This is a genomic window from Methylobacterium sp. J-092, from assembly GCF_022829325.1.
Classification (GTDB): Bacteria; Pseudomonadota; Alphaproteobacteria; order Rhizobiales; family Beijerinckiaceae; genus Methylobacterium.
The window spans coordinates 1-12,036 of sequence record NZ_JAKSXU010000217.1 but is presented as its reverse complement, the minus strand read 5'-3'; the positions used below and the strand labels follow the sequence as shown (position 1 = coordinate 12,036).

Here is a 12,036-nt window from a genome sequence, read left to right as displayed (position 1 = left end):
AGCGCCGCCGGCACCACGTCACCGAAGGCCCGGCGGTAGCCGATCAGGCCGCGGGCGACGAGCGGACGGTTGTCCCCGAACGCATCGCCGAGCACGAGCTGGCCCTGGATGCCGGCGGTGGCGGTCTGGATGTCGTAGCCGCGGCCGGCCACCGTCAGCGCCGCGATCCCGCCCTGCTCGGTCAGGCCGTCGCGGCGGATGTGGATCGCCGCCCCGCCTGCGAACGGCTCGACGTAGCCGGTCGCCGTGCCGATGCGGTAGCCGACCTCGCCGAAGCCCTGCACTGTCTCGCCGCCGGCCTTGCCCGACAGGCTCTGCGAGAAGCCGGGGAACGCGGCCGTCCGTCGTGCCGCCAGCTCGTTGCCGGCATAGGCCGCACCGAGCCGGACCTGGAGCGGCCCGACCGGGCCGCGGGCGTAGACCGCCCCGTAGGCGCTCTCCACCGTGCCCGAGGACAGCCGGCCGGTGACGTCGAACCCGGTGAAGCTGTAGCCGCCGGCCACGCCGACCCGCCACGCCGACAGGTCCGCCCCGGCCCCCGTCAGGCCCGACAGCGCGGTCTCGGCCCCGAGCACGAAGCCGCTGGTCTGGCGCGACAGCCCGGCGGCGTTGCCGTTCGAGGCCGTGTTGCCGAAGGCGCCGAACGCCTGCCCCCAGACCGCGTAGGCCGGCACCACGAGCTGCGTCGGCACCGCCGAGAGCGTGGGTGCGCGGCCCGGCAGGTCGGCGGTGTAGGTCCCCGGCAGGGTCGAGCCGGGGGCGAAGCGCTGGCCGACACTACCGGGCGCACCGAAGCCGCCGGCAAAGCCGTTGCTCTCGCCGAAGCGCAGGTGATCGAGGATGGTCTCGCGCACGAACGTGGCGCCCTCGAACATCGTCGTCACCGCGCTGGCGTAGACCTCACCCGACAGAGCATTGAACGCCTGGCGTGACTGCGCAGCCGAGAGCACCGCGATCGCGTCGTAGATCGGCGTGCCGACGCCGAGCGCCTGGGCGGCGGCGGCGACGTTGGCCTGGTTGCGGGTCTGCGCCGTGGAGCCGAAGGCCAGGTCGTTGCGGGCGAGGCGCAGGTAGGCGTCGTTGGCGTCGTAGGTCAGGAACGGCGTCAGGAAGGCGAAGTTCGAGGTCACGCCCGCGAACCGCCCGGTCAGGCCGCCGGCCGCCGTCAGGATGGTGTAGCGCGTGCTCGGCGAATAGGCCCCCGTGCCGGCGGTGACCTGAACCGTGCCGCCCTGCAGCGTCGCGGTGCCGGTGCTCGCGATGCGGTCGGACTGCCCGGCTGCCGTGGCATCGACCCGGTAGATCGACTGGGCGGCAAACAGAACGTTGCCGTTGACGGTCAGCGTGCCGAGGCTGCCGGCCGCGGTGCTGGCCCCCGGCGCGACGATCGCACCGGATTGCACGGTCAGGCCGCCGATGGTCCCCGTGCCGCCGACGACCGCAGCGTCGGCCATGGTGACCGGCGAGGCGGCGAGCGTCGCACCACCGTGATCGAGCGCCACTGAACCGGCCGGTCCGTGGCCTCGCGATCCTCGTTCGCGAGGCCACGGGAGCACCGGAAGCCTCCAGGATAGATGAACGTGGGTTTCAGGCCCCGTTCAAGGCACCATGGACATCCTGGCGGCATCATCCCACGAGGAACGAGCCATGCGCGCCCACATTCCAGCCCTTCTGCCGCAACCCTAATCCTCGCTCCCGCCGCGGCGTCGGCCCAATACTACGGCGGCGATTTCGATCGGCGAGGCGGCGCCCATGTCGACCGCTACCATCACGGCGACCACGACGACGTCGTCATCCACCGTCCGCATCGGGATTACGGCGACCGAGCCTTCTATGGGGAGCGTCGGTTCTACGGCGAGCGCGAGCACCACCACCACCATCATCATCACGACGATTATTGAGGCTCCGTCCTCGTCGAGGGTCACCCGGCATGTACGGGTGGCCCTGATTGGTTCATAAGGCGAGCATGACCACGGGACCCCGGATCAGGGCCTACGAGACGATGCGCGGCTGGTGGGCGACCACCGTCCGCTTACTCTCGCTCGTCCTGGTCATGGCACTCGTCGTCCCCAGCGCGGTCCATTCCGCTGAGGCCCACCGTTCGGTCAGCCACGAACTCTCGATGTCGGCCCCGGCGGATGCTTCAAGGCCCGACCACGCCGACGCCTGCCCGGCCTGCCATGCCAATTGCGGCTGCCACCAGGCCCTGAACGTCGATGCGACGCCCGCCCTGCCGACCCGAGGGGCGGCGCGCGCCTCCTACGCGACCGTGACCACCCCCATCGGATCGGTTTCGCCCGACCGCCTTCCCAGGCCGCCTCGCGCCTGAGGCGACGTCGCCTCGTCCGTGGCGCGTCCCGGCCGGCCCCTCGCGGGACCCGGCCGCCTCACCAACGCGAAAACCCCAGTACGGGACCGTCCCGAGCCGCATGAGCGGCGTTGCGACGTCCCCGGCGGACCCGGTCCTTTCCCATGCGTGCATTTCTTTCCGTGGCCTTCCTGGCCATCGGCATCGCCATCGGCGGTGCCTTCCCCCGTGTGTCCGAGGTCGTGCAGGGCGCCCTTGCCGCCGCCGGCCTGGCGAACGCCCGGGCGGCGCCACCCACCAACGCAGCCATGACCAAGCCGACGGCCGCAGCCGCCGACGACGGGCACGGTCAGGGCGAGCCCGGCCATGAGCATGCCGTGGGTGAGGCCAAGCCGGAAGCGGGCGGACACAAGCACGCCGAGGGCGAGGCGCACGGCCACGACGAGGAGGGCGAGGGCAGGATCAAGATGTCCGCCGAGCAGGCCGCCGAACAGGACATCAAGCTCGCCACGGTCGAGGGCGGCACCCTTTCGCGCCACCTGCTGGTGCCGGGCACCATCGCCCAGGACGCCGACAGGATCGCACGGGTGCCCGTGCGCGTCGTCGGCACCGTCTCCGAGATGCGCAAGCGCCTCGGCGAGGAGGTCGCAAAAGGCGAGGTCGTGGCCGTCCTCGACAGCCGCGAGGTGGCCGAGGCGAAGAGCGACTTCCTCACCGCGACGGTCAAGGCCGACCTGGAGAAGACCAACTTCGACCGGCAGCAGGCCCTCTGGGACAAGCGGATCTCGGCGGAATCGGCGTTTCTGAACGCGAAGGCCGCATACTCGGAAGCAACCCTGCGCGTCGACCTCGCCCGGCAGAAGCTGTCGGCCCTGGGGCTGAACGCGGCCGAGGTCGCGACGTCCGCCAAGAAAGACGAGACCACCCCGAACCTGTCGTCGCTGCGCCGCTACGAGCTCAAGTCTCCGCTCGCCGGGCGTGTGGTCGAGCGCAAGGTCGATGTCGGAACCGCCGTCGGCAAGGAGGGCGACCCTGCCGACGTCTACACGGTCGCCGACCTCTCCTCCGTGTGGATCGAGCTCGCCATCCCGACCACGGAACTCTCGAAGGTCCGCGAGGGCGCCAAGGTCACCATCGTCGGGGGCGACGACGCCTCCCGCGGCGAGGGCAAGGTCGTCTTCGTCAGCCCGATCCTCAACCCCGAGACGCGCTCGGCCCGGGTCATTGTCGCCCTGCCGAACAAGGACATGGCCTGGCGCCCCGGGACCTTCGTGACCACCGAGGTCGAGATCGCCCGGGACAAGGTCGGGGTCCGGCTGCCGAAGTCCGCGATCCAGACCATCGGCGGCGAGAAGGTCGTGTTCGTCCGCACTGCGGAGGGCTTCGAGCGCCGGGACGTGACCATCGGCAAGGCCGACGACGACGCCTTCGAGATCCTCACCGGTTTGAAGCCCGGCGACGAGGTCGCGGTGGCCAACTCCTTCGTCCTGAAGGCCGAGCTCGGCAAGGCCGAAGCCGACCACGATCACTGAGGGCGGCCATCATGATCTCGAAGATCCTCGACTTCTCCGTCCACCAGCGTTGGCTCGTGGTGCTCCTGTCGCTGCTCGCGGCTGCCTTCGGCGTGTTCTCGCTGACGAAGCTGCCCATCGACGCGGTGCCGGACATCACCAACAACCAGGTGCAGATCAACACCACGGCGCCGTCGCTCTCGCCGGTCGATATCGAGAAGCAGGTGACATACCCGGTCGAGACCGCGCTCGCCGGCATCAAGGGGTTGGAATACACCCGCTCGCTCTCGCGCAATGGGTTCTCCCAGGTCACCGCCGTCTTCTCGGAAAAGCTCGACATCTACTTCGCCCGCCAGCAGGTCGCGGAGCGGATCGGCGAGGCGAAGTCGACCCTGCCGCCGGGGGCCGAGCCGCACATGGGCCCGATCTCGACGGGCCTGGGCGAGATCTACATGTGGTCGATCCACTACGCGAAGGCCGGGGAGCGCAAGGTCTCGCCCGACGGCAAGCCCGGCTGGCAGGACGACGGGAGCTACCTGACCCCCGAGGGCCAGCGGCTCGCGACGGAGCTCGAACGCACGGCCTACCTGCGCACGGTCCAGGACTGGATCATCCGGCCCCAGGTGAAGACCGTGCCGGGGGTCGCCGGGGTCGACAGCATCGGCGGCTTCGACAAGCAGTACCACGTCCAGCCCGACCCGATGAAGCTGACCGCCCTCGACCTCTCTTTCGCCGACATCGGACGGGCGCTGGAGGCCAACAACGCGAACCAGGGCGCCCGCTACCTGGAGGACAACGGCGAGGGCTACGTCGTCCGTGCCGCCGGCCGCCTGGAGACGATGGAGGACATCGGCTCCGTGGTCGTGACCACGCGCGGCGGGGTGCCGGTCCGCATCTCGGACATCGCCGAGGTCCGGATCGGGCGCGACCTGCGCACCGGGTCGGGTAGCGAGGACGGGCGCGAGGTCGTCATCGGCACCGCCCTGATGCTGATCGGCGAGAACAGCAGGACGGTCTCGGCCGCCGTCGACGCGAGGATGACGGTGATCCGGCGCACGCTCCCCCCCGGCGTCGAGGTCCAGACCGTCCTCAACCGGACCCTGCTGGTCGAGGCCACCATCCGGACGGTGGCCAAGAACCTGGCTGAGGGCGCCGCGCTCGTCATCGTCATCCTGTTCCTGCTGCTCGGCAACATCCGGGCGGCCATCGTCACGGCGCTGGTGATCCCGGTGGCGATGCTGATGACCATGACCGGCATGGTCCAGGGTCGGATCAGCGCCAACCTGATGAGCCTCGGCGCCCTCGACTTCGGCCTCATCGTCGATGGGGCCGTCATCATCACCGAGAACGCCCTCCGCCACCTCGCCGAGAGACAGGGGGAGCTCGGGCGCAAGCTCGACCTGGAGGAGCGCCTCGTCACCGTGCGCGCCTCGGCCGAGGAGATGATCAAGCCGTCCCTCTACGGGCAGGCCATCATCATCCTCGTCTACGTGCCGCTCCTCACCTTCACCGGGGTCGAGGGCAAGATGTTCGAACCGATGGCGCTCACCGTCATCATCGCCCTGGTCTCGGCGTTCGTCCTTTTGCTGACCTTCGTGCCGGCGATGATCGCCATCGTCATCACCGGCAAGGTCACCGAGACCGACAACATCCTCATCCGCGGGATCAAGGCCGCCTACCGCCCGGTCCTCGGGGCCGCCCTGCGGGTTCCGATGAGCTTCGTCGCGGTCGCCCTGGTGCTGCTCGTCGGCGCCGGGTTCCTGTTCACCAGGCTCGGGCAGGAGTTCATCCCCCAGCTCGACGAGAAGAGCATCGCGCTCAACGCCCAGCGCATCCCGTCGACCTCCCTCACGCAGTCGCAGGCGATGCAGCTGAAGGTCGAGCAGGCGATCAGCCGCTTCCCCCAGGTCGCCTACGTCTTCTCCAAGACCGGAACCGCGGAGGTCGCCTCCGACCCGATGCCGCCGAGCTCGTCCGACACCTTCGTCATCCTGAAGCCGCAGGAGGAATGGCCCGATCCGGACCTGTCCAAGGCCGAGCTCCAGGAGCAGATCGAAAAGGCGCTCGGGGCGCTCGCCGGCAACGTCTACGAGTTTTCCCAGCCGATCCAGCTTCGTTTCAACGAGCTCCTGGCCGGTACCCGCGGCGACCTTGCCGTGAAGGTATTCGGCGAGGAGTTCGAGCCGATGCTCAAGGCCGCCAACCAGGTCGCCGCGATCCTGCGCGGGACCGAGGGCGCGGATGACGTCAAGGTCGAGCAGACGGCGGGCCTGCCGTTCCTGGAGATCAAGATCAACAAGACGGAGGCGGCCCGCCTCGGCCTGAGCACGTCCGCGATCCAGGACGTCATCGGGGCGGCTATCGGCGGCCGGGAGGCCGGCATGGTGTTCGAGGGCGACCGTCGCTTCCCCATCGTGGTGCGCCTGAACGACAAGGTCCGCGAGGACCGCGAGGCCCTGGAGAACATCCCGGTGCCGCTGCCCCCGGGCGTCAACGGGCGGGCCTCCTCGGTGCTCCTGAAGCAGGTCGCGAGCTTCTCCGTCACCGAGGGACCGAACCAGATCTCGCGCGAGAACGGCCGCCGCCGGGTCGTGGTCACCGCCAACGTGCGCGGCCGCGACATCGGCTCGCTGGTGGCTGAGGCCCAGGCCAAGGTCGCGTCCGGTGTGCAGCTGCCGTCTGGCTACTACGTGACCTGGGGCGGCCAGTTCGAGAACCTGGCCTCGGCCCGCCAGCGCCTCATGGTCGTGGTGCCGGTGTGCTTCTTCCTGATCTTCCTGCTGCTGTTCTCAGCCCTGAACTCGGCGCGGGACGCCCTCCTGGTGTTCAGCGCGGTCCCGCTGGCACTGACCGGCGGTATCGCGGCCCTGTGGCTGCGGGGCATGCCGTTCTCGGTCCCGGCGGCGGTGGGGTTCATCGCCCTGTCCGGGGTGGCCGTTCTCAACGGCCTGGTTATGCTGACCTACATCAAGCAGCTCATCGCGGAAGGGAAGCCGCGCCGCGAGGCGATCCTGGAGGGTGCGATGACCCGTCTACGGCCGGTGGCGATGACCGCCCTGGTGGCGTCGCTGGGCTTCGTGCCGATGGCCCTTGCGACGGAGACCGGGGCGGAGGTCCAACGCCCATTAGCGACGGTGGTGATCGGCGGCCTCATCTCGGCGACCCTGCTGACCCTCGTCGTCCTGCCGGCGCTCTACGCGCGCTTCGCCGGTGCCGTCGCCCCGAGGAAGGCCACCGTCGAGAAGGAGGGTCCCCATGCACGCCCCGTCCTGCCGCAGGCCGCGGAGTAGGACGATGTCTCGCCGCCCCGCGCTCGCACTGACGGTGGTGGCGTGGACAGGCGCGGCCATGGCGGCGGAACCGACGGCGGGCGAGGCGCCGTTCGGATTGGCTTGGGGTCCCGTGGACCGTGTCGATGCACCCTCGATGGTCGACCGCGAGGCGAACCTGACCGGGCTGTACTATTTCCACGACCGTCCGCTTGCCTCGGGACCCGACACCGTCGAGGTGGTCCTGGTGGTGTGCAGGGAGCAGGGCCTCCAGCAGGTCGTCTGGGTCGGTCGGCCGCTCGACGGACCAGCTCATGTCACCGCACGCGAGGCCATCCGGCGCGAGGGGGTGCGCCGCTACGGCGAGCCGCGCCCGGGCCTCGCCTCGGGGTCGCTGGTATGGCTCTCGGGCCGGGCTGTCCTGGCGACGCGCACGTTGCCGGACGGCACCCGCGGGTTGGTGATGTCCGTGTCCGGCCCGGATTACGCTGCCTGCTCGGAGAGCCACCGCACCGCCACGGGCCACCCTGCCGGTGCCCACATGGCGGACCTGATCGGCGGGATGGTCCCGTGATCGTGCCGATCCGTCACGGCCTGCAGCGCCCCCCCTCGACCCATGGAACCCATCGGCGGGGGATCAGGGGGCGATGACCGGCAAGAAGCTCGCCCGGCAGATCGGGGAATTCGGCGGCGGAAGCAGGCGCCGACGCAAGGTCAGGCCGCATGTCCTGAGGGCGGCGCGACGGTCATTCCTGACGTCGGCGATGGCCATCGCCGTCGTGTGCGCGCTGTACTGCTGGTTCTACGTCCCGCGGTGACGAAACTCGACCGCGGCGCCGATTGCCCCCGCGCCGGCTCAACCATGTCCGTGGCGATGGTGAAGGTCGAGGTAGTGCACGTGCTTGTGCCGCATCGGCTGGTGGCGATGCCAGTGGGAGTGGGGCTCGGTCACGGGACCATCGTGGTCGTGGTGGTGATGTTCGTCGTGCACGTGCCCATGCTCATGGCCCAACGCCTCATGCGAATGCTCGTGGTCGTGTCGTTCCGCGAGGTGCAGCCAGAGGCCTACCCCCATCAGGAGCGCGGCGACGACGAGTTGCGGGGTCACGGGTTCCGGCAACAGGATCAAGGCGACGACGGCCCCGATGAACGGGGCGAGCGAGAAGTAGGCCCCCGTCCGCGCGCTGCCGAGATGGCGCAGCGCGAACACGAACAGCACCAGGCTGACGCCGACCCCGAGGAACCCGACGACGGCCGCGAAGCCGATCATGCCGGGCGGCGGCAGGCTGGCACCGCGTGCGAGGGCAATGGCGAGGTTGGCGCCCCCGGCGACGAGCCCCTTGGTCAACGCGATCACGACCGGATCGGCGGAGGACAGCTTGCGTATCTTTTTGCCGCAGGTGAGATCCCGAGCTTACTACGGCGTGCAGCAGGAAGTGGACGCTGGTGCAGGTGTAGCGGATCGAAGCGCGCACCGCTTGAGGTCGACGCTGACAAGATTGATTGCGACGAGCAGGGCGTGTCCGGGAGACCGGCGCGCCCTTCTTCGTGAAAGGTTTGGTGAGCCAACGACAACGGGGAAGGGGCCGTGCTCGAGGGTTGTGCGTCGCAGCAAGTTCCAGGAGCTGTTTGTGGCGATTTTTCAATGCGAGCGGGGTGGAACCAATCACGTAGAAAACATCTTTTGATAAGAACAACTGTTTCAACCTTAAATTGACGGCCTCTGTATCGTCGTCGTTCCAGATCAGTAGCCGAGCGCAAAATGCGACATCGCGATCACTGCGTCCCCCTGTCCGGCCCAGACTCTGATCCTGTTCTCTATGGCGTAGCTCAGGGACTGGCGGAGCTGTTTCCGCCAGTCGAGCGGACGCCGGTTCATGATGACCAGGGTGAGCAGATCAATGAGGTAGACCCTCTCGATGACGATGCTTAAAAGCAGACCTATAGAGATTGAGATCTTCGATGCCCCGTTTCTACCTTCACCTACGTGATGGTGATGATATCATCGAAGATCCAGATGGATCCGATCTTGTCGATGTTGAGGCGGCGAAAGAAGAGGCCCGAGCTTCAGCGCGATATCTACTTGCCGACAGAGTTCGCCAAGGCAAAATCATTGATGGTCAGCGATTTGATATCGTTGATGAAATAGGAAATCTGTGTGCTGTAGTATGGTTGAGAGAGGTTCTTAGGCTAGCTTAAAATGCATGACACTTAGTGTGCAGATAGCTCGAGGAGCTATAGTTGTGATTGCGCCAATTTTGACTATTTGCTACGGCCGGACCCGTGAAGCATCAATCAAAGCGGGTGTCTGTCGTGGGCTGGCAGTAGCATTTCCACTTGTCATGAATGACGAGATGCCGGCACGAATGAAACTTGCGCTTGAAGCCTTGGTAGCGCTCGATCCTATAAGCGGGGCGGATCAACCCAGAGAAACTTCCGATGAAGCGAAACTGGCGGGTGCAGGGCGCATGACCGGCACAATCTCTGCCGTGTAGGCCGCCTACGCCACCACTTCGCCCGTTCCCATTAGCTCGGCGAGTACGTCTCCGAGGTAGGCTCCCAGGTGCTTCAGGGCTCCTCGATCGGGAGCATCGACCCAGAACCCGATCAGAGCGGGTTTGCCTTCAAAACGGCGGAGGATCGACTCAGCCATCAAAGCTACCTCCCGCTCAGTCTGAGCGAACAAGGTCCGCCGGATGCCAGCGGCGAAAATGGTGATTTCGTAGGGCATCACACTTAGCATATCAGGCAAACGTGCTGCGCTGCAAAATCGTTGCGTGCTCTGGTGTGCTACTCTCCTAGTTTCAGACAGCATCCGTAGGCTCGGCATCACGCAACGATGGCACGTAGGCGCACCACTGGCAGAAGCCCATTTCCGCCGCGTGCCTGTCATTCCGCTGTGAGCAGTGCGGGCACACCGTGAGCAGCAGCTTGAAGCCCGTCAGCACCCCCTGACCGCGGCCCCGGAATGTAATCTCGCCTTCAGGCAGTACCCTCGGCGTGGCGTATGCTGACATGCAGTCTCCAGTTGAAAGCAACTTTCTTGCCATACAACCGAAGGTCGAAGCCCACCACCGCCTGCAGAGGGGGCGTGGCATGCGTGTTTTGCATCATTTGATTGGTTGTTGTTACGGCAGTGCTTGGCGCAGCCCGGCCTAGATCTTAGGAAAATGCCGATCAGACTGTTGGGGTCGACGTTGTAGGCCCGAGAAGCCGATCGTACTCGGCTTCCGGCATTCCGTAGCAGGCGCCCGCTTGAGCAATCAGGTGCTCGCGGTCCCGGATGATGATGGTCCCACGCTTCGTTGCGATGACCCCAGCCCGTTCTAGAACTGCCATCGCCTCGCTGACGCCGGTGCGGTTCACGCCGAGCATCAAGGACAGGAAGCGGTGGGTCGTCGACAGGTCGTCACCCTCAACTCGATCGTGGCACATCAGCAGCCAGCGGGCGAGACGGGCCGCCAGCGTGTAGCGTGCGTTGGCGAGCGCTGTTCCGGCCATTTGCGCAGTGACGGTTTGCACATAGCGAAGTAGGCGTTCACCTAGAGGTGAGGATCGAGGCAGGATCTCGCGGAAGCTTGAAGCGGACATGACCCAGGCTGATCCTGCATTCTGAACCCGGCCATCAAAAGGGGCCTGATCGGCGCCAAGCAGAAGGGGAGTGCCGACGAGGCCCTCGCACCCAACGAGCCCAATCTCAGCCTGTTCGCCATCGGGAGCTTGCGCGACGAGGGAGACAATGCCGCGTTCGATAAAATACAAACTGGTGATTGGGGTATCCGTCTGGATCAGCACGTCGCCCACCGCGAGCTTTTTTAGGGCAAGCCGGCCCTGAAGCAGATCGAAGTCGGATGGTGGCAGTCCGGCGAGCAAGCGATTGCGGCACGTGGCCTGTCGGAGCTGCGTCACGGGCTCGCCCTGAAAAGGGCGGGGGCACGAACCCTCAGCCGTGTGCGCCCGAAAAATTGCAAACGATGCGCGGCTTCTACGGAGAACGCAGACGTTAGGCAAATTTCTCATCAAATGACGATTTGCAGTGTGGGAAATCCGACATAATGTCGCTTCGGTCGATTTCTACTGAGGCGTGATGCAGCAGGTACTGACCCGGAAGCTGGAAGGCTTCGAGGCCCTATCGGATGACGATCGCCGGGCCCTGGATGGCCTGACGCCGCGCATCCGGCAGGTCGGGGCACGGGTCGATCTGATCCGAGAAGGTGACGACCCTGAGAACGTCCATCTGATCCTCGACGGCCTCGCCTGCCGCTACAAGGTGCTGCCGGACGGCAAACGCCAGATCATGGCTCTCTTGGTTCCAGGGGACTTCTGCGACCTCAACGTGTTCATCCTCGACCAAATGGACCACAACATCGGTACGATCTCCCCGTGCCATGTCGTCGACATCCCGCGTCGGGCCATCGAGGAGATCACCGAGGCCCATCCGCAGATCACGCGGGCCTTCTGGTGGTGCGCCCTCGTCGACGAGGCGGTGCTGCGCGAGTGGCTGGTCAACCTCGGTGCCCGTGCCCCGGAGCAGCGGATCGCCCACCTCCTCTGCGAACTGCTGGTCCGGCTCGATGCGGTCGGGAAGGTCACGAACGACAGCTACCCCTTCCCGTTCACCCAGACCGAGCTTGCGGATGCGATGGGTCTCTCCGCCGTGCACGTGCACCGCACGCTGCGAGAGCTTCGTGGCCTCGGCCTGATCAAACTCAAACAGCGGGTTCTGACGATCCACGATGTCGAGCAGCTCAAGGCGTTCTGCCGGTTCACGCCCAACTACCTCCACCTCAAGAACACCCGCTGGGGGGCACGCCGGAGCGAGCCGTGGCTGAACCAGCTCCGGGGAAGCTAGGCGTGGATGCGCGCGACAACGTCGAGGCGTTGCTCGTGCTGCAGCCGATCGCTGTCGACACAGGCAGCCCGGATCAGGAGGGACGGCTGGTACTGG

General features: G+C 66.8%; 11 protein-coding genes and 1 pseudogene. 7 read left to right on the top strand and 5 right to left on the bottom strand.

What is annotated here, in order from left to right; all coding sequences use genetic code 11:
- The coding region (locus MKK60_RS27625; RefSeq protein ID WP_243989239.1) for an autotransporter outer membrane beta-barrel domain-containing protein at positions 1 to 1,502 on the bottom strand (1,502 nt) is incomplete at its 3' end.
- A gap of 180 nt (positions 1,503 to 1,682) precedes the next feature.
- Positions 1,683 to 1,925, bottom strand: coding sequence for a hypothetical protein (locus tag MKK60_RS27620; protein WP_243989238.1), 243 nt, complete (start codon positions 1,923 to 1,925; stop codon positions 1,683 to 1,685).
- 41 nt (positions 1,926 to 1,966) lie between these two features.
- Here MKK60_RS27620 and MKK60_RS27615 point away from each other — a divergent pair, with 41 nt between their 5' ends.
- The 5 genes from MKK60_RS27615 (at position 1,967) to MKK60_RS27595 (ending at position 7,906) form a co-directional block, all read left to right on the top strand.
- Complete coding sequence (locus MKK60_RS27615) at positions 1,967 to 2,329, top strand: hypothetical protein (RefSeq protein ID WP_243989236.1); 363 nt, start codon at positions 1,967 to 1,969, stop codon at positions 2,327 to 2,329.
- Between the two features lie 143 nt (positions 2,330 to 2,472).
- A complete protein-coding gene (locus MKK60_RS27610) occupies positions 2,473 to 3,840 on the top strand; it encodes an efflux RND transporter periplasmic adaptor subunit (RefSeq protein WP_243989235.1) in 1,368 nt (455 codons plus the stop codon).
- 11 nt (positions 3,841 to 3,851) lie between these two features.
- Positions 3,852 to 7,109, top strand: coding sequence for an efflux RND transporter permease subunit (locus tag MKK60_RS27605; protein ID WP_243989233.1), 3,258 nt, complete (start codon positions 3,852 to 3,854; stop codon positions 7,107 to 7,109).
- Between the two features lie 4 nt (positions 7,110 to 7,113).
- On the top strand, positions 7,114 to 7,662 hold the full coding sequence (locus MKK60_RS27600) for a threonyl-trna synthetase (RefSeq protein ID WP_243989231.1): 549 nt from the start codon (positions 7,114 to 7,116) through the stop codon (positions 7,660 to 7,662).
- Positions 7,663 to 7,735: 73 nt separating this feature from the next.
- Complete coding sequence (locus MKK60_RS27595) at positions 7,736 to 7,906, top strand: hypothetical protein (protein ID WP_243989229.1); 171 nt, start codon at positions 7,736 to 7,738, stop codon at positions 7,904 to 7,906.
- Positions 7,907 to 7,944: 38 nt separating this feature from the next.
- Here MKK60_RS27595 and MKK60_RS27590 read toward each other — a convergent pair.
- Positions 7,945 to 8,472, bottom strand: a pseudogene (locus MKK60_RS27590) (EamA family transporter); the annotation flags it as partial.
- A gap of 578 nt (positions 8,473 to 9,050) precedes the next feature.
- Between MKK60_RS27590 and MKK60_RS27585 the strand changes: the two are divergent.
- Positions 9,051 to 9,287, top strand: a complete 237-nt coding sequence (locus tag MKK60_RS27585; protein WP_243989228.1) for a DUF6894 family protein — start codon at positions 9,051 to 9,053, stop codon at positions 9,285 to 9,287.
- 301 nt (positions 9,288 to 9,588) lie between these two features.
- Here the strand turns inward: MKK60_RS27585 and MKK60_RS27580 are convergent, their stop codons facing one another.
- Positions 9,589 to 9,819, bottom strand: a complete 231-nt coding sequence (locus tag MKK60_RS27580) for a hypothetical protein (RefSeq protein ID WP_243989226.1) — start codon at positions 9,817 to 9,819, stop codon at positions 9,589 to 9,591.
- 446 nt (positions 9,820 to 10,265) lie between these two features.
- Complete coding sequence (locus tag MKK60_RS27570; protein ID WP_243989224.1) at positions 10,266 to 10,961, bottom strand: Crp/Fnr family transcriptional regulator; 696 nt, start codon at positions 10,959 to 10,961, stop codon at positions 10,266 to 10,268.
- 214 nt (positions 10,962 to 11,175) lie between these two features.
- On the opposite strand from MKK60_RS27570, the gene MKK60_RS27565 reads away from it, so the two are divergent.
- Positions 11,176 to 11,940: a Crp/Fnr family transcriptional regulator gene (locus MKK60_RS27565; protein WP_243989223.1), complete on the top strand. Its 765-nt coding sequence runs from the start codon at positions 11,176 to 11,178 to the stop codon at positions 11,938 to 11,940.
- Positions 11,941 to 12,036: the final 96 nt, after the last annotated feature.

Bases quoted from the DNA above. Each gene is read 5' to 3' on its own strand.
- MKK60_RS27615 (WP_243989236.1), top strand. From the start codon at position 1,967: ATGACCACGGGACCCCGGATCAGGGCCTACGAGACGATGCGCGGCTGG.
- MKK60_RS27610 (WP_243989235.1), top strand. From the start codon at position 2,473: ATGCGTGCATTTCTTTCCGTGGCCTTCCTGGCCATCGGCATCGCCATC.
- MKK60_RS27605 (WP_243989233.1), top strand. From the start codon at position 3,852: ATGATCTCGAAGATCCTCGACTTCTCCGTCCACCAGCGTTGGCTCGTG.
- MKK60_RS27600 (WP_243989231.1), top strand. From the start codon at position 7,114: ATGTCTCGCCGCCCCGCGCTCGCACTGACGGTGGTGGCGTGGACAGGC.
- MKK60_RS27595 (WP_243989229.1), top strand. From the start codon at position 7,736: ATGACCGGCAAGAAGCTCGCCCGGCAGATCGGGGAATTCGGCGGCGGA.
- MKK60_RS27585 (WP_243989228.1), top strand. From the start codon at position 9,051: ATGCCCCGTTTCTACCTTCACCTACGTGATGGTGATGATATCATCGAA.
- MKK60_RS27580 (WP_243989226.1), bottom strand. From the start codon at position 9,819: ATGCCCTACGAAATCACCATTTTCGCCGCTGGCATCCGGCGGACCTTG.
- MKK60_RS27565 (WP_243989223.1), top strand. From the start codon at position 11,176: ATGCAGCAGGTACTGACCCGGAAGCTGGAAGGCTTCGAGGCCCTATCG.